Genomic DNA, 17,683 nt, shown 5'->3' with positions numbered 1-17,683 from the left:
ATCTCTCGAACCTGTTAAGCAATTGTAAAAATACCGAGCATTATAACAAGCAAATAAACAAATCCTATCTTTTAAAATTAACAACCGTGCGGAATTAACTGCTGTAGCGTCTAAGCTTGGAGACGCTGGATTATTACTCCGAAATCTTATCGAAAAAGCGTCTAATTTCCTGAAGACTCGCGACATGTTCGACTAGGATGCCACCTAGCGCCGACACTCTCCCTTTGCCACGATACAAGTCACGACCGCATCGCCGGTCACGTTCACGACCGTTCGAAGCATGTCCAAAAGCCGGTCCACGCCTAAAATCAAAGCAATGCCTTCGACCGGCAACCCGACTTGGTTGAATACCATCGCCAGCATGATCAATCCGACGCCGGGCACGCCGGCCGTGCCGATCGACGCCAATATCGACATGCCGATCACGGTTAAATATTGCATCAAACCTAATTCGATCCCGTAGACATTGGCGATAAAGACTGTCGCGACGCCTTGCATGATCGCGGTGCCGTCCATGTTGATCGTCGCGCCGAGCGGGATCGTAAATGCCGCGGTCGAGTTCGGCACGCCCAAATCGTGTTCGACGACGCGTAAATTGACAGGAATCGTCGCATTGGAACTGGCCGTACTGAAGGCGAAAATATGCACCGGACGCATTTTTTTCATGAATTCCCATGGGTTCATCCGCGTCATCAACCATAACAGCAAACACAACGTCACCCAAGTATGGAGAAACAAACTGGCGATAACCACCGAAAAATAACCGAACATCGGTACTATTAAACCAATACCCTGTTCGGAAAAACTCTTTGCGATTAAACAAAAAACACCGATCGGCGCAAATTCCATGACCAGCATCACGAGTTTCATCATGACTTCGTTCAACTGCTCGGCGGTTCTCAACAATTGCAAACCGATTTCACCGGTCATCATCATCGCGATCGCAAAAAGAATCACAAAAAAAATGATCTGCAGCATATTGCCTTCGGCGAACGCATTAACCGGATTGCTCGGCACGATCCCGATCAGCACTTCGGCCAAACCGGGCGCTTCGGGCGCACTAAATTCGGCAACTTCGCCGCTACGTTCAAAATCGCGCCCGGGCCCGACCGAAACGGCAAGCAACAAGGCCAAGGCAATCGCAAGGCAGGTCGTCAACAAATACAAACCAAAGGCTTTAATGCCGATACGACCTAGCGCGGCGATATCGCCTATGCCGCATACGCCGCAAATCAGAGAAAAGCTGACCAACGGCACGACCAGCATTTTCAAGGCATTGATAAACGAAGCGCCGACCACATGAAACAAGCCGTCGACCAGATATTCCCGAATCGCCCCATTGTCATGTCCGAACGCATTGATCGCGCTTCCTGCCAATAACCCCAAGCACATCGCAATCAAAATTTTTGTGGTGATCGGCATTTTACTTTTCATGATTTACGCTCGACCTACCCACTTCCGCCTAACCCTGTAAAAACGCTTTTTTAACCGCAAGTATCGCATCATCATCCAAATGCGAGGTTCTATCGTGCCGCCGACACAAAGCGCCTCGAAAACCTAAATAATCGGGTTTACGGCGTAACAAATTAGGTATATCCACGGCCCTTAGCGACCCGGCAAGACCGCATAACAGGTTGAGTTCATTACATTTAGACACAAATTCCACAATCGCATCATCAGGCAAGACATGAGGCAACGAACCCGAACTTTTGTCCATCGTATCCAACATTACACCCTTGAAACCGGCTTTTTTGAAAGCGGCTACGGTATGTAATTCGGGTTCGTTATCGGCAAACAATACTCCGATTAATGCTAGGCCGGCTTGAGCCAAGGGCGCCAATGCATCCAGCGTGCCTTGCCAATCGCCGCCGGGAAAAAAACCGATCTTGATATAATCGACGCCGGTCGCCGCCATATCCATTACCGCGCTCACGATGACTTCCGGAATCATCGGCAAATCGCCGACCGTCGCGCTAATTGGGCATTGCCCATTGATTGCCTTGACGATACGTGCAACCGTCATGGTATCCAGCGCCCCCAACGCGCCTTGAGAAGGCTGCTTCAAGTCAATGATATCGACTTCGAAATTCAAGATCCTCAGCGCTTCATCGAGCCTGCTGACACTCGCGAGCATCCCTGTCATGCGTTTTTCTCTCGTTTGTGCTCTTCGATGACCGCCATTAACCAAGACCACGCCTTAAGCTCCCTCGGGCTTGCAGTTTTTTCGAGGCCGATTTTAAGATAGTCCAATTCCGCATCGATTTTTTCTTGCGGCAACATACCCAGCCGACTGACCAAAATCGCCGCTTCCAAGACCGAATACTGGGCCCGGTTGAAACCCATGAACGGCGCATGGTTGACGGTATGAATAATTTTGCAAAACAGTTTCGGCCGAATCGGGTCTTCTTCGACACGGACCACTTCGACTTCGCTATGCGCCAATGCGCATGCCAAGACCTTACCGGGAATCTTGTCGGCCTCGATCAAAGGCCAGTCACGCCGCCCCGTCAAACAGCCGGCAAACACCCTGACATCGTCGCAATAATTAATCACAGCATGACCGCTCGTCATGAGATTGTCGAGCGTGGTCGACGGGCGAAACGGCAAAATGATCAATTCATCATCGTGCCGATGAATACCCATTGGTGCAATATGCGCCCTGCCTTGCTGGTTTTGTGTGGTGACTATCGTTTCTAAAATCATCGGTTTAATTTTTCTTTAGCGTCGTGCCGGCCGGTTTAAAGCTGTGCAAATCGACTGTCGACTCGGTTAGATCAGTTGCGCAGCCCCAACTCAAGGCCTCGTCTTGATTGAAGCGTTTGCCGAGTTGCCAGGAAATTTCGGCGCGCGCCAGTTCGACGCCTAAATAAAAGGCGTGACCGCCGTCGTTTTCGACGCCGAGTTTCGGATATAAATCGAACGGGTCGGTCGCCGAATGAAAACCGTCTCGGTTAAAAATATGCAGCCCTTCGGTGCTGGTTTGAATACGGTAGCTCGGGTCGGTGATCTCGCCGGCCAGTTCTTTGATTTCATCGAGCGTATAGGGAAATGGCGCGGTTTCGTGCAGCGCCATCAAACCCGAATCGATATGCTTGGGTAACATGTTGTTTTGTTTCGCGGCATGCATGATACGCCGCGCCAAATCGGCTTCCTTGACCGCCCGGCAAGCATGTTTGCTGACTTCGGTCGCGAGAATTGCATTGATCTCGAGCTCCGAGCAAATACCCAATAACAGCGCGTTCATGCCGACCGTATCGGCATGCGTCAATTCGGTGATATTACCGACGCCCATCATGATCTCGATATCGGGATATTTTTGCCGTACCTGATGATAACGCACCACCGATTGCGTAAAACCGTAATGCAACGGGTCCAAAATAGGGTCGACCAGGAATGGGCGGTTTTTAGCCTGCATGGCTTCGATCGCACGATCGAGCGACGCCAAGTCTTCATGTATTTCCGGAATCAGAATCGGCGTCGTTTCGACTTCATCGGCGACCCAGAGCGTTCCTTCGTGCAGGCTCAACATGAAATCGGCGCCGGCCTTGCCGCCTCTGAGCAAGTCGTCGGCTTCGAGCGAATCGATGCTGACCGTAAAGCCTTCTTGTTTTAAGGCTCGAATAATGGCTTCCATGTGCGGAAACGGCGTTCCCGGCAAACAGCCGATATCGATCACATCGGCGCCGTGACGCCGGTAATAATGAGCTCGCTCGACGACCTCATCGACAGAAACATTCGGCGCATCGACAATTTCGGCAAATATTTTAACGCGATAGTCGCTGAGGTCGGGCTTGTGCGCTTCCTTGCCGAAAAATAAAGGTAAGTCTTTTAACTCATCGGGGCCACGCTCGACCGGTAAACCGAATTGTTGTATCACCTTGTCCAAATCGCCCCGACATCGTCCGGGCAGAATCATTCGGTCGGCTTGATAGGTTTCCTTTAACCGACGGCAAATCATGTCCGTGGTCATCAACGCGGCAACTTTAATACCCAACTGATGCACCGTATAGGTAAACTCCGGCTGCATTTTTTCCAGAATCTGGTGTAATTGTTTTTCGGCCAATTTTCCGGTCAAAAACAAGATGTGCTCGCTCATGCCACACCCAATGATTTCAGGCGCCGATTGACCGCCTCGATCAATTCGTCGACGCTTTCGACGACTTGTGTATAAGGGAAGACGCGGAGTTTATCGGTCGCATCCAGATCGACCGGACGCGGATATACCATGACCTTCTTACCGCCCGGCGCGGTGGTTTCCATTTCTGGCGCGATATCGCACGGATAGACGATGCTGGGGACGCGGCATTTTCCGGCCTGAGAATAAAGATTAGTCACCAGCGAGTCGGCAATGCCCAATATGCATTTGGCTACGGTGTTCGAGGTCGTCGGCGCCATCACGAAGCTATGATAATAGCCGGTATAAAAGCGGCCAACCGGCGGCGACGAAGCAGCCTTATCGCGAAAAACCGGCATTCTGTCGCGAACCTCGTCGAGTTTGATGCCGTACATCTTTAAAACCTCCTCGCCGGCTTGGCTCAGGTAAAGGTCGACACTGTCCAATGTCATCAAAAATTCCAGGCATTCTTCGATATAATGCCCGGAGCCAGTGACAGCCCAAGCTAAACGCGGTTTATCCATTTATTCGATCAAAATTTAAATAGTCCGCTATTATACCCGATCCTCAAAGGCCACTTCGAATACAGCCGAAATTTTATTTATGTTTAACACGATAGAAAAACCGCTGATCATGGGCATCTTAAATGTGACGCCCGACAGCTTTTCCGACGGCGGGCGGCATTACAGCCTTGATAACGCATTGGAGCAATGCCGTAAAATGCTCGCCGAAGGCGCCGACATCATCGATATCGGCGGCGAATCGACCCGCCCCGGCTCCGACCCGGTGAGCGCCGCGCAACAAATCGACCGCGTCGTGCCGGTCATCGAAGCCATCCGGAAGCATCTTGCCTCGGATATACTGATCAGCATCGATACGACACAGAGCCTGGTCGCCGAAGCGGCACTGTCGGCCGGCGCCAATATCATCAACGATATTTCGGCCGGCGAAGACGACGCCATGATTTTTGAGCTGACCGCAAAACGTCAGGTTCCTATCATCTTGATGCACAAACAAGGCACACCCAAAACGATGCAGGATAAGCCTCAGTACCAAGACGTCGTAGGCGAAGTGCTGAATCATTTGATGCAGCGCATCAATCAAGCAATCGAACAAGGCGTTGATCGAAGCACTATTGCGATCGACCCCGGCATCGGTTTCGGTAAACGTAAACAAGACAATTTGGATTTATTGGCGCACTTGGATCGCTTCGTCGAAAGCGGTTATCCGGTTTTGCTGGGCACTAGCCGTAAGCGCTTCATGGGTTCGATTTTGGATGTCGCCGAACCTACCGAATTGATCACCGCCACAGCCGTCACCACGGCATTGGGCGTCATGGCCGGCGTCAAGCTATTCCGCGTCCACGATATCAAAGAAAATAGGCAGGCGGTCGATGTCGCTTGGGCGATCAAACAACGGAGATTATCAATCGAGCCATGATGTCAATCTATGACTTTGGCAAGCAATCTCTTAGGCCGCCGAAGCGTGCCGGAAATAGCTCTCAGCCTTAATTTTGCAAAGACGCCAAGAGTTCCGATTGAGCTTGAATCGTTTCTTCCCCTTCTCCCGGCGATAATTGCTCATATTGTCCGTCCGACTGCAAGAGCCACGCTTGACAATTATCTTTTAAATATAACTCTAAGTCACTCCTAACCCGTTGATGTAATCGTTTATTCTCTATCGGAAAGCCGGTCTCGACTCTTTTGAACATATTGCGCCCCATCATATCGGCGCTAGCAACATAGATTTCCGGATTACCGTCGTTTTCAAACGCGTACACACGGGTGTGCTCAAGGAATCGGCCGATAATTGATCGGACGACAATGTTTTCGGAAACACCTGGAATACCCGGTTTAAGGCAACAAATACCCCTGACAATCAAGTTAATTTTGACGCCGGCCTGCGAGGCCTGATACAAGGCTTTGGTCAACTGTTGTTCGACTATCGCGTTAACTTTAATAATGATTCCGGACGGCTTTCCCGATTGAGCATGATCTATTTCACGTTCGATCTTCTCGATCAAACCGCTATGCAGCGTAAAAGGCGATTGCAATAGCTTATTCAGCTTGGTCACCTTACCGAGACTGGTCAATTGAGCGAAGACGCGGCGAACGTCCTCGCCAAGTTCCTTGTCGCATGAAAACAAACCGTAATCGGTGTAAAGCAACGCTGTTTTCGGGTGATAATTACCGCTACCGAGATGCACATAATTACGCAATTTTTTACCTTCTTTGCGTAGCACCAGACACATTTTGGCATGTGTTTTATAGCCCACGACCCCATAAACGACATGCACGGCCGCTTCCTGTAACTTTGCAGCCAAATTAATATTGGCTTTTTCATCGAACCGAGCGCGCAGCTCAATCACTACCGTAACTTCCTTACCGGCCCTAGCGGCTTTTACCAATGCGCTGACAATCGGCGAATCCACGCCGGTACGATACAGCGTTTGCTTGATCGCCAAGACATCGGGATCGGCGGCGGCCTGCTTCAAAAACTCAACAACCGGCAAAAACGATTCGAACGGGTGATGCAAAAGAATGTCTTGCTTTTCAATAGCGGCAAAAATGTTTTTGTTACGAGCCAGCTGCGGCGGTACTGCCGGCTTAAACGGCGTAAATTTCAATTCGGGCCTTTCTACATGATTAATGATTTCCTGCAAGCGATTCAAATTGACCGGCCCATCGACCAAATACAAGCGATCCTGTGTCAATTCAAAACGGGCCATCAAAAAATTGACGGTTTCTTCAGGACAATTCGAAGCAATCTCAAGCCTGACTTCATCGCCGTAATTGCGCATAGCCAATTCGCCTTCGACCGCAAGCAACAAATCGTCTATCGCATCGTCATCGACAAAAAAATCGCTATTTCGGGTCACCCGAAACTGATAGCAGCCTTTGACATTCATGCCATTGAACAATTGATCGACAAAGGCGTGAATAATCGACGACAAAAACACAAAGTCATGAGGTCCGCTGCCGGTCGCGTCGGCCGGCAATTGAATGATCCTTGGCAAAGCTCGTGGAGCTTGCAAAACCGCCCGACCGCTATTTCGGCCGAAGGCATCCTTGCCGGTTAATGAAATGATGAAATTCAAACTCTTGTTGAGAATACGTGGAAACGGGTGGGCAGAATCCAATCCGACCGGCGTCAAAATCGGCAGTAATTCTTCGTTAAAGTAATTCTCCAACCATTTGAGCTGTTTAGCGGTCCATTCCGTTCGCCGGATAAAATGAATATTTTCCTCTGCCAAGGCCGGCAACAAGATGTCATTTAAGACCCGATACTGATCCTCGACCAGACCATGCGCCTTGGCTGAAATTCTTTCGAGCTGTTCATGCGGCGACAAACCGTCGACGCCGATGGCCTTAGGGTCCATTTCGGCCATTTGCAAAAGACTCGCGACCCGGACTTCGAAAAACTCATCGAGATTCGAGCAAGAAATGCATAAATAATTTAGCCGTTCCAATAACGGTACACGAGCATCCTTAGCTTGCGCGAGGACTCTTTGATTGAATTCGAGCAGGCTAAGCTCGCGATTCAGATACAGGTCATAACTATCGAGATTAATCGCCTCGCCGATTTCGTTTTCTTTTTCCATACTATTAATTTCCGTAATAGATTATTGTTAATTATTCACGTCCCCTATCGCTCCCACGCTCCAGAGGCTGTAAAAGTATTTAAGATTACGAAATAACCATGAAGAGCATGAAGTAACATAAAGAGTTATATTATTGATTTTACCTTCATTGCCTTCATGTTCTTCATGGTGAATAAATTTATTATGATGTATTCACCAATACTTTCACAGACTCTCCAGCGTGGGAATGAAGACCGAGACGCTCTAGCGTCTCGTACAGCTGGAGCGGTACTCAAGCATTCCCACGCAGAGCATCACTGCCATTAAGTTAAGGATTTTTCCGTTCGCCCTGAGCCTGTCGAAGGATGAATGGAAAAATCCTGGGTCGATAAGTTAAGCCGTCCATGGTTCGACAGGCTCACCACGAACGGCTTAACTTAATGGCAGTGACGCAGAGCATGGGAACGATAAGTGTCGGGGGTCTAACTAGCTACGATTTTTGTTAATTTGCCTGACGATACTGAGTGCCGCTTAGGATCTTAATTATTTGAAAATAATAGTTCCCGAAATAAAAACATGCCGGTCACTAATACGTTCGACTTCAAAGTTTAGGCCGGCTTCGCGCAATTGTTCCTCGATTTCTTCAGGCGTAAATGCCGCCAATAACGAATGATAAAAATCGCGTTGTAAAATTTCGGGCTCCTTAGCGGCATATTTTTCAACAATTTCTATGGCTTGCCGATCGCTTTGAGGTCGGAATAAATCCATAATGGCAATCCTAGTTCCATTGCCGGCGTAGCGCTTGATAAAGTGCCACAAGGCTTGCGGTTCCGGCAAATGGTGTAACAGACTATTGCTAAAAATCAAATCATAACGGCTTCGAGACAATGAAACCGTTGGTAATTTACCGTGAATAAAACGAACGCGCGCGCTCAACTCACTCGGCATAATTGATTCGGCATAGTCAAGCATCGCTTTCGACCCGTCCAATGCATCGACCAGAGCCGATGGGTAAATCTTTGCAAAACGGCAACTGATATCGCCCGGACCGCAGCCCAAATCCAATGCATAACCATCGAAACCACTAACGCCAACCAAGGCGTTCAAATTTTGCATAAAATGATCATTGGGCTCCGAAAAATCGGCTTGCGCATAGGCTTGCACCTGTTTGGGATCTTCCATCAATTCAGGCTCAAGTATTCGCTGCAATAATCGGTGGCTATAATGCTGATGCTCTGGGCTTATTTCGAGTTGATTCATCATTCCTAAGCAAAACCTCTGTTGCCTTGTAGGCCGCCGGTATGTATGGCGACAATTCGTCGACCGGCAGGAAAGAAGCCTTTCTCGATTAGGTCGTAGATCCCGTAAAACATTTTTCCGGTATAAATCGGTTCCGGTAGCACCGAGGTCTCGTATAAAAATTGCTCGATAAATTCGATTAATTCAGGCTTGGTTCGCGCAAAACCGCCGAAATGATAATCGGTGACGATATCCCAATTCTCCCGGGGCTGAGTCAACAGCGCCTCTACATCACGCTTCAAAAAAGAGCCGCCTTTTAGCGCCGAGAAACCGATGACTTGGACATCGGGCCGAACCGCTTCGATAATGCCCGCCAAGGTTGTTCCGGTTCCGCAAGGACAACAAACGACATCGTATGGAATATCGATTTCCGAAACCAGCTCGGCCACACCTTGCAAAGCCAAATCGACCGATCCCCCCTCCGGCAGCCAATAAGCGTTGGTATCGATTCCCGGCAAACTATTCCAATGTTTGTATTGCCTGAGATTGCGATAGTCTTCACGCGATACAAATTGCAGACGCATTCCCCAGCGCCGCAAATCGATTAAGGTTGGATTCGACTGTGGCTCGCCGCGAATAAAACCTTCCGTTTGAATACCAAGCCGGCGGCCGACATAGGCCAAGGCATGTAAATGATTCGAATAGGCGCCGCCCATGCTGACGATTTTAATCGCACCTAGCGACAAGGCATGGTTGAGTATGTATTTAAGTTTACGCCATTTGTTGCCGGATACGATAGGATGCAACAAGTCATCGCGTTTAATCCATAACTCGACCTGCCTTCTGTCCAGACACGGAGCTGAAACCTTTGTTAAAATCGAACGTGTAAATTGATTTTCGAGTGCGATAAGTTTAGGGTGCATCTATGTGCGGACGGTTTAATTTAATCACGACGAGCGACACAATCATCGAACATTTCCGGCTGAAGCGTTTGCCGAATTACCGGACCGATTACAATATACCGCCGGGTCAAAAAATTCTGAACATCGTACAATTGGAGGACGGTAGCAACAAAGGCGTTTATTTGCATTGGGGCTTGATACCGTCCTGGAGCAAAGACTCGAAAATCGCCAACCGCTTAATTAATGCCCGGGCCGAGACCTTGGCCGACAAACCCTCGTTCAGATCCGCTTATTCTAAACGCCGTTGCCTGATTCCCGCTACCGGCTTTTACGAATGGCAACAAACCGAAACCGGCAAACAACCTTATCATGTGCATTTTCCAGATAATCGGCTATTTGCGTTCGCAGGGTTATGGGAGCATTGGGAAAACGGCAACGAAACCATTTACTCCTGCACGATCATTACATGCCCGGCCTTAGCACCGGTTTCAGACATTCATGAACGTATGCCGGTTATTATCAACCTTGAAAATTATGGCGATTGGCTGGATAAGCGAAAATTCGAGACCGAAGTGCTCGCATTCGATCAAGCCATTTGTTATCAACAAATGGAATTGACGCCGGTTAGCCAGCATGTCAATAATCCGGTTCATAACGATGAAGCTTGCATTCAACCGATTCAAATAGCGCATTGATGAACCGCAATTTCATTTTCTCGGAAACAAAATAGGCTAAAGACCTTGCTAAAGCTCACTAAAAAGGTGTAGGGTTATTCATCGCGGACTTAAGTTATCAAATAAAGTTCGACTCGATCTTAAAAAGGATATGTGGCGTAACGGCTCGGGCCTAATTTGCCTCAAGGTGCAGAGTCGTTATCCTTAAGCGGAGACATGAAGTCGCCTAAATATCAATGACTTACAACAATGTCATTAAAACTGAATACATTGGAAAATTTCGTTTTTACAATGAAACCGATAAATAAACCATCACGGCATATTTATCGACTAAGGGACGGAAACAACCTAAAACTTCGGCAACCGATTCGAAATGCCTATCTGGTCGAGCTGGGTGGCATAAGGGAATTTCAAGCGGCTTTGCTCGACTACACGAGGATAATCAAGTGAACGTTTAATTATGTTACACATGCAATCGGTCGCTAAAGCTATATTTAATTATGTTCCTTAAAATTTACTATAACAACATCACAAAAGAGGGTATTAATATGAAACTATTGAAAACAATGACCATAGGTTTATTGATGAGCGCCAGCCAGATGGTGATAGCCGAGGATCATTCCGCGGTGGCATTGGAACATGCGCATGCCGCGGTCGAGCACGGCAAACTGGGTCACGCTCCGATTCTGGTCGAGCACGCCGAAGCTGCTTTAGAGCATGCATTGAAAGCAATGGAAAGCGCGGAAGGCGAGGAAAAAGCGCATTTGGAAGCCGCCATTAAAGTACTGGAATATTCCATCGAACATGGCAAAATGGATCATGCCGACATAGCAACGCCACCAGCCGAAGAAGCAGTTGAACACATTCAAAAATCGACTCAAGCCAAAGGGTCGGCTGCTGCGGGAGAAATTGCGATTGAAGCTCCTAAAGAGACTCCAAAATCGTCATCAGGCAAATGGCCAGTCACCGGCTATAAGAAAATAAATCAATAAACAATTTATACCCATCGTGGATCAAAATTCGGCGCCGGGGTGATCGTCAAAGGACGCCGTGAATACGTCCATGTAGGCTCTTTGCCAGCATCCATGCCGGCAAAGCCTTTACCGATCTACTTAAGCATCGCCGAAATTTGAAGTGCGAAAGGTATATTATCGGGTAACCGAAAACGCAACAAAGCTCATAACAAGGTTCGAGACGGACATCCGTCTCGAACCTTGTTAATCAGGACAAGCGATTCCTCAATACTTCTACCGTATCGTCGGTCAACGGCTGCCGCTTATCGTCCCATGGCACGCCATCCAACTCCTCGGCTAAAATATCGATCGTTTCGATAAAATCGTCGAATACCGCCACAGGATCGTCGACTTCACGCGGCTGCATAAAAAACACCAAACCCGGTGTCGTGAATTTCTCCATATCCCGGTCGGGAAATATGCCCGGCTCAACCATGCTAGCCACGCCGAAATCGACCAAGCCTCTGCTATCCAATCGTTCGTAAATCTTAATATTGCCGTAGACCAATCCGACACTGTCGAAAGCCAAAGCCAGATCGGTGCCGTTAAATCCTTCATCCGCGGCAGCTATCAAACTAAATTGAATCAACGCAGGCAATTGATCTTTCGTTTTTTTGGCTTGATGCGACTGCGTCGATACATCGGTTGCCGATTGTTTGCCGGGCTCGTAGCCGTATCGCGTTTCAGTCGAATAATCCTTGAAATCGACCGAATCATCATTGTCTTGCGCAGAGTCGAGCGGCACGATGTCGAATTCGTCGTGTTCGGGATGCAAGGCCAGCGACGGATCGATATTCCGTACCGACTCCTTATCATCGAAATAAAAACCATCCCGCCGGGATTTTTTGCCTTTGAAATAAGACCACAGCAACATGACCGCGATCACAATCAACCCCATGACAATAATAACCATTCTTAAAATTTCTTTATCCATTAGCTTTCCGCCAGACTCATTGCTTCTTCGATATCCACCGCGACCATGCGCGACACTCCGGGCTCTCTCATCGTAACACCTGCCAATTGTTTTGCAATCTCCATCGTCACCTTGTTATGCGATATAAATAAAAACTGCACGGCCGCAGACATTTCTTCGACCATTTTCGAAAAACGGCCCACGTTAGCATCGTCCAGTGGCGCATCGACCTCGTCCAACAAACAAAACGGCGCCGGATTGAGCTCAAAGATAGAAAATACCAACGCAACCGCCGTCAACGCTTTTTCGCCGCCCGATAACAAATGAATCGAACTGTTCCGCTTACCGGGCGGACGGGCGATGATATTGACACCGGCCTCCAATACATCGACTTCAGTCAATTCCAGGTAAGCCTGCCCTCCTCCGAATAGCTTCGGGAATTTTTCTTGCAAACCGCTGTTTATTTTATCGAATGTTTCCCTAAAACGCTGCCGGCTTTCTTTATCTATTTTATTGATCGCTTCCGTGAGAGTATCCAAGGCTTCGGTCAAATCGGCATGCTGATCGTCGAGAAACTTCAGGCGTTCCGACTGAACTTGATATTCATCGATCGCGCTCAGGTTAATCGCACCCAACTTATCGATTTGAGTTGCTAATGCATCGACTTGCGATTTCCAGCCCTCTTCATTAGCGTCTTCCGGTATTCGCTGTAATACCTGTTCGGGCTCGGCATCGATTTCATTTAACTGTTCGGTGATTGTTTGCCGCCGAACCTGACACTCTTGCTGCTCGAAACGAAGCTTGTCCAAGCTTGCTTTCCGTTTTTCCAAGTCGCGCTGAATTTGCGTATGTCTCTCGGTTAAACCGGCGATGGTTTGTTCGGTTTCCTCGAGTAATTTTCTCGCGGCCTTCAGATCCTTCTCAAGTTTTTCTTTATCGGTACGGTATTGTTGCAATAAGAGCTTTTCATCGTCAATCGGCGCGGCCGTGTCGACGAGCTTTTGTTCCAGTTCTGCGATACGCTCGCCGGCTTGTCGATTTTGCAGGCTTAAGCGTTCGATTTGTTTTGTCGTCAAAGACTCTGAAGAACGCAATGATTCGATCTTCGACTGATAACTGAAAACCTGTTGCTTAATTTCCGAAGCTCGAGCTTCGGCGGTTTGCAGCTTAGTTTGCAAAACCCGGTTAGCCTCTTCCAAGGCTTCTTTTTGTTCATCTAGTCGATACAAATGTTGCTCGGCTTGTTGCAATTTCATTTCGGCTTCGGCTTGCATTTCGGCCTGTTCGGCGGTTTCGGCGACGATTTCATCGATTTCGTGACGAACCTGCGCCAAGCGCCGTTGTTGCTGCTCGTGCCGGGCCGATTCCGCGCTCAATTCGGCGCTTTTAGCCGATAGTTCCGATCCGAGTGCTTTTTCCTCGCGCTGCCAGGTTTCCCGATGAGCTTCGGCATCTTTCAAGGCTTGCTCGGCATCTTCGACCCGCTCCTCGAGTTGCTCAATTTGTTGTTGCAATTCCGATTGGCGAAGTTTTAACGACCGCAATTCCTTTTCGCGCTGTAACACGCCGGTTTTGCTGTCTTTAGTCCGAATGATACGCAGCCAACCGCAACCGATCCAAGTGCCGTCGGGTAGAATAATCGATTCATAAGGCTTGAGCGAAGACGCCATCGCCTTTGCAGCGGCCAAATCGTTCGCACAATAAATACCGGTCAACAAGCCATCTAAATTCCAAGGTGACTTAACTTTGTAGATCAATGCCGGCAATGAGCCTTGTTGCGAATCGCCGTTGAACTCTCGAGTTTGAAACAGCGTCACCGAATCCTCGGTCAGGTTTTGCAATACTGGAAACAGTGACTCGGCATCCTCAACGCAAACCGCCTCGAGATAAGCACCCAGTACGGTTTCGAGCGCATGATCCCAGCCGCTTTCGACTTCGAGCAATTCCGCCAGACGTTTATTATCCGTCAATTGGGCTCGATCCAACCATCCGGCCAAATGCTTGTTATCCTTCCCCATCGCATGTTGCTGCAACAACTCCAGCGATGAAATCTTGCCGTTGATACCATGCAGCTCGGAGCGCAAGCCGTGCAACTCATGATTATTTTGCTTAAGCTGTTGGCGTTGTTCCTGGATGCGTGCCAATAAATCCTCCAGTTGCCCATGCATCTCATCGCGCTGATCTTGAAGTAATTCGACCGTTGCAGACAAGTCTTCGATAGCCGCTTGTAAATGGCTTGCGGTCAATTCGCCCTGCTCGGTATACAGTTTATCTAAGCGCCCTTGCAGTTGGCGACTTTGACTATCCAACTGTTGGATTTTAACCCGTTCGATTTCTGCTTGTTCCTTAGCGCCCGAACTTGTCGCAAGATAAGACTCCCATTGCCGTTGCCAAGTACTTTTTTCATCCTGCGCTTGTTGGCGCGCCGCGTCCGCATCCTCGGCGCGCTCCTGGCTCAGCGCCAATGCTTCATCGGCTTCGAACAAGGCTTGTTTAATTTCCTCCAACTGCAGTTGATCGTTATCAAGCTCGTTAGCCGACTGCTCGAGTTGCCGCCTGAGCCGGTCAATCTCGACCACGATCTCCTCATGGCTTTTTTGATTCAACTTGATCGTTTGCTCCAAACGACCGACTTCGGAGGACGCCTGATAATAGTCGCCTTGCGTGCGATTCATCGCCGCTTGCCGATTCTTATGTTCGGCGCGCGCGGCTTCGATCGCGGCGTCGGTCTCGCGCGCCGCAACGAACAAGCGATTATGTTCTTCGGCAACTTCACGTAACTGATCATCCAATTTCCGCAAGGATTGATGATAACCATTCCAACGCATCGCGAGCAATTCCAATTTGAATTGACGCTCTTGCTGCTTTAGGCCGGTATATTTTTCGGCTTTTTCGGCTTGTTTTTGCAGATGTTTCAATTGTTTTTCGACTTCATCGCGCAAGTCGGTCAAACGTTCCAGATTTTCCCGCGTATGCTGCATGCGCGACTCGGTTTCCTGACGCCGCTCCTTGTACTTGGAAACGCCTGCCGCTTCCTCGATATGCACACGAAGTTCTTCCGGCTTGGCTTCGACCATGCGCGAAATCGTGCCCTGTTCGATGATCGCATAACTTCTCGAACCGAGCCCGGTGCCGAGAAACAGGTCGGTAATGTCCTTGCGTCTGCAGCGTGCATTATTTAAGGCATACAATGACTGCCCGTCACGGCTGACCTGGCGTTTGATCGAAATTGTGTTGTATTTCGCGAACTCGCCGCCGGCCTTGCCTTCGCTGTTATCGAATATTAATTCGACCGATGCGGTACCGACCGGTTTACGCGATGCCGAACCGTTGAATATCACATCGACCATGCTGCCGCCGCGCAAATGCTTGGCCGAACTCTCCCCCATCACCCAGCGAACCGCATCGATGATATTGGACTTGCCGCAACCATTGGGCCCGACGATCGCGGTTAAATTGCCGGCAATCGGGATCACGGTCGGATCGACAAACGATTTAAATCCTGAAAGTTTGATTTTTTCCAGTTTCATTACTGGTACAATGCTGCTTGGTTTAAATGGAAATAACCGGGTATTATTAACGATATCCGGATTAACTTCGACTTTTTATTTTTGCTTTTTATCATCGATACATGACGACACAACCCAGCACACAGCTCGAAACCTTCGACAACCCAAGACCCGGCAGGGATTTTACGATTCGCATCGACATCCCGGAATTCACCTGCCTGTGCCCTAAAACCGGCCAACCCGATTTCGCGACGCTAACAATCGAATATGTTCCAAGTCAACTCTGCGTCGAACTCAAATCGCTCAAACTCTATATGTGGTCCTTCCGCGACCGGGGCGCATTTCATGAAGCAGTCACGAACGAAATTCTCGATCATATAGCCGCGGCGATCCATCCTAACTTCATGCGTATCCGCGCGAATTTCAATGTGCGCGGCGGCATTTACACGAATGTGATCGCCGAACATAAAAGCCCCGACTGGCAAGCGCCGGAACCGGTGCATCTGCCCTAAATTTTTCGATGGCGAAGACCTATTACAATGCCGATATTGCCGTCGCGCTCAAATACGACGGCAAGCATGCGCCGAAAGTCACCGCAAAAGGCGAAGGTCTAACCGCCGAACAGATAATGGCCATTGCCGACCAACACGGCATTCCGCTGCAAGCCGAACCCGAGTTGGCCCGAATTCTGGCTCAGGTACCGCTAGGCGAGGAAATCCCCCGAGAACTCTATATCGCGGTCGCGCAAGTGATCGCGTTCGCTTACTTTCTGAGCGGCAAAACTCCTGAAAATTTCACGAACCATGACGATTAAAGAAACCCTAACCACCCTGCCCCAATATGTTTTGCCTCATCATACGCTCTCGCAGTTGATGAGCAAACTGACCCATTGCGAAAACAAGCGTTGGAAAAACCTGTTCATCAAGCAAATCATACGGCACTACGGTGTCGACATGAGCGAGGCGCTCGAGCCGAATATCGACGCCTATGCCAGCTTCAACGAGTTTTTTACGCGCCAATTAAAACCCGAAGCCAGACCGATTGCCAACGAACCCGGCGCGATCGTTTCGCCGGCCGACGGCGTCGTCAGCCAGGCAGGCAAAATCATGGACGGCGATATTTTCCAGGCCAAAGGTAAAAGCTTTACCGCAACGCAGCTACTCGGCGGCGATGACGAACGCGCCGAAGCATTCAAAGACGGTTCGTTCGCAACCATCTATTTGTCGCCTCGCGATTACCACCGTTTGCACATGCCGCTGACCGGAACCTTGAAAGAAATGATCCATATTCCAGGCCGTTTATTCAGCGTCAATGCCGCAACGACCAACAGCGTACCCGGGCTGTTCGCGCGCAACGAGCGTGTCGCGGCGATCTTCGATACCGAAGCGGGCCCGATGGCTTTAGTATTGGTCGGCGCGATCTTCGTATCGAGCGTCGAAACGGTTTGGCACGGTGTGGTCACGCCGCCAACGATCGAAAAAGTCAGAACCTGGCATTACGAAACCGATGCTCCGCAGTTGAATATCGGCGAGGAAATGGGCCGTTTCAACATGGGCTCGACGATCATCGTCTTGTTCGGCAGAGACAAAGCCGACTGGCAAGCCGATTTTACGGCCGACAGCCCGGTGAAATTAGGCCAATTGATCGGAAAGACCTTAGGGTAAAACGAAACATTGAGGACGAGTTATAAACCCGTCCCGCCGAGGGGAATCCCGTCGTCTAATTTTAGAACAGCGATG

The 17,683-nt window shown here is 49.3% G+C and carries 16 protein-coding genes; 6 read left to right on the top strand and 10 right to left on the bottom strand.

Annotated features, from left to right (window positions below; translation table 11 throughout):
• Positions 1 to 204: 204 nt before the first annotated feature.
• The 5 genes from METBU_RS0103075 to METBU_RS0103055 are packed head-to-tail and all read right to left on the bottom strand — an operon-like array spanning position 205 to position 4,638.
• Entirely contained in the window at positions 205 to 1,434 is a 1,230-nt protein-coding gene (locus METBU_RS0103075) for a dicarboxylate/amino acid:cation symporter (protein WP_017839224.1), read from the bottom strand.
• Positions 1,435 to 1,462: 28 nt separating this feature from the next.
• Complete coding sequence (locus METBU_RS0103070) at positions 1,463 to 2,143, bottom strand: (5-formylfuran-3-yl)methyl phosphate synthase (RefSeq protein ID WP_017839223.1); 681 nt, start codon at positions 2,141 to 2,143, stop codon at positions 1,463 to 1,465.
• On the bottom strand, positions 2,140 to 2,703 hold the full coding sequence (locus METBU_RS0103065; RefSeq protein WP_017839222.1) for a DUF447 domain-containing protein: 564 nt from the start codon (positions 2,701 to 2,703) through the stop codon (positions 2,140 to 2,142). Before METBU_RS0103065 ends, METBU_RS0103070 begins: the two co-directional genes overlap by 4 nt.
• A 4-nt stretch (positions 2,704 to 2,707) precedes the next feature.
• On the bottom strand, positions 2,708 to 4,096 hold the full coding sequence (locus METBU_RS0103060) for a DUF6513 domain-containing protein (protein ID WP_017839221.1): 1,389 nt from the start codon (positions 4,094 to 4,096) through the stop codon (positions 2,708 to 2,710).
• Positions 4,093 to 4,638 (bottom strand): flavoprotein, encoded by a 546-nt coding sequence (locus METBU_RS0103055; protein WP_017839220.1) that lies wholly within the window; start codon positions 4,636 to 4,638, stop codon positions 4,093 to 4,095. The genes METBU_RS0103060 and METBU_RS0103055 overlap by 4 nt, the downstream gene beginning before the upstream one ends.
• Positions 4,639 to 4,717: 79 nt before the next feature.
• Here METBU_RS0103055 and folP point away from each other — a divergent pair, with 79 nt between their 5' ends.
• Entirely contained in the window at positions 4,718 to 5,554 is an 837-nt protein-coding gene (gene folP, locus METBU_RS0103050) for a dihydropteroate synthase (protein ID WP_017839219.1), read from the top strand.
• Positions 5,555 to 5,621: 67 nt separating this feature from the next.
• Here the strand turns inward: folP and ppk1 are convergent, their stop codons facing one another.
• The 3 genes from ppk1 to METBU_RS0103035 all read right to left on the bottom strand — a co-directional run bounded on the left by ppk1 (position 5,622) and on the right by METBU_RS0103035 (position 9,856).
• Complete coding sequence (ppk1, locus tag METBU_RS0103045) at positions 5,622 to 7,715, bottom strand: polyphosphate kinase 1 (protein WP_017839218.1); 2,094 nt, start codon at positions 7,713 to 7,715, stop codon at positions 5,622 to 5,624.
• A gap of 522 nt (positions 7,716 to 8,237) precedes the next feature.
• Positions 8,238 to 8,957 (bottom strand): class I SAM-dependent methyltransferase, encoded by a 720-nt coding sequence (locus tag METBU_RS0103040; RefSeq protein ID WP_235726371.1) that lies wholly within the window; start codon positions 8,955 to 8,957, stop codon positions 8,238 to 8,240.
• A 2-nt stretch (positions 8,958 to 8,959) separates the two neighbouring features.
• A complete protein-coding gene (locus METBU_RS0103035; protein ID WP_017839216.1) occupies positions 8,960 to 9,856 on the bottom strand; it encodes a 1-aminocyclopropane-1-carboxylate deaminase/D-cysteine desulfhydrase in 897 nt (298 codons plus the stop codon).
• Positions 9,857 to 9,858: 2 nt separating this feature from the next.
• On the opposite strand from METBU_RS0103035, the gene METBU_RS0103030 reads away from it, so the two are divergent.
• Positions 9,859 to 10,530, top strand: a complete 672-nt coding sequence (locus tag METBU_RS0103030; RefSeq protein ID WP_017839215.1) for an SOS response-associated peptidase — start codon at positions 9,859 to 9,861, stop codon at positions 10,528 to 10,530.
• A gap of 527 nt (positions 10,531 to 11,057) precedes the next feature.
• Positions 11,058 to 11,501: a small metal-binding protein SmbP gene (smbP, locus tag METBU_RS23160; RefSeq protein WP_017839213.1), complete on the top strand. Its 444-nt coding sequence runs from the start codon at positions 11,058 to 11,060 to the stop codon at positions 11,499 to 11,501.
• A gap of 229 nt (positions 11,502 to 11,730) precedes the next feature.
• On the opposite strand, the gene METBU_RS0103015 is transcribed toward smbP, so the two are convergent.
• Positions 11,731 to 12,456: a cell division protein ZipA gene (locus METBU_RS0103015; RefSeq protein ID WP_017839212.1), complete on the bottom strand. Its 726-nt coding sequence runs from the start codon at positions 12,454 to 12,456 to the stop codon at positions 11,731 to 11,733.
• Positions 12,456 to 15,965 carry a chromosome segregation protein SMC gene (smc, locus tag METBU_RS0103010; RefSeq protein WP_014148099.1) on the bottom strand — a complete coding sequence of 1,170 codons (3,510 nt, stop codon included), beginning with the start codon at positions 15,963 to 15,965 and terminating at the stop codon, positions 12,456 to 12,458. Before smc ends, METBU_RS0103015 begins: the two co-directional genes overlap by 1 nt.
• A 101-nt stretch (positions 15,966 to 16,066) precedes the next feature.
• Between smc and queF the strand changes: the two genes are divergently transcribed.
• From queF to asd, 3 genes are read left to right on the top strand one after another with little or no spacing between them, the layout of a single operon-like run.
• The gene (queF, locus tag METBU_RS0103005) at positions 16,067 to 16,456 is read left to right on the top strand and encodes a preQ(1) synthase (protein WP_017839211.1); all 390 of its coding nucleotides are present in this window, start codon (positions 16,067 to 16,069) and stop codon (positions 16,454 to 16,456) included.
• 8 nt (positions 16,457 to 16,464) lie between these two features.
• The gene (locus METBU_RS0103000) at positions 16,465 to 16,758 is read left to right on the top strand and encodes an EscU/YscU/HrcU family type III secretion system export apparatus switch protein (RefSeq protein WP_014148097.1); all 294 of its coding nucleotides are present in this window, start codon (positions 16,465 to 16,467) and stop codon (positions 16,756 to 16,758) included.
• Positions 16,748 to 17,608 carry an archaetidylserine decarboxylase gene (gene asd, locus METBU_RS0102995; protein ID WP_017839210.1) on the top strand — a complete coding sequence of 287 codons (861 nt, stop codon included), beginning with the start codon at positions 16,748 to 16,750 and terminating at the stop codon, positions 17,606 to 17,608. Before METBU_RS0103000 ends, asd begins: the two co-directional genes overlap by 11 nt.
• Positions 17,609 to 17,683 lie beyond the last annotated feature (75 nt).

It is taken from the genome of Methylotuvimicrobium buryatense 5G, from assembly GCF_000341735.1.
GTDB lineage: Bacteria > Pseudomonadota > Gammaproteobacteria > Methylococcales > Methylomonadaceae > Methylotuvimicrobium > Methylotuvimicrobium buryatense.
The sequence above is the reverse complement of the archived record's forward strand: the minus strand, read 5'-3'. Positions and strand labels throughout refer to the sequence as shown.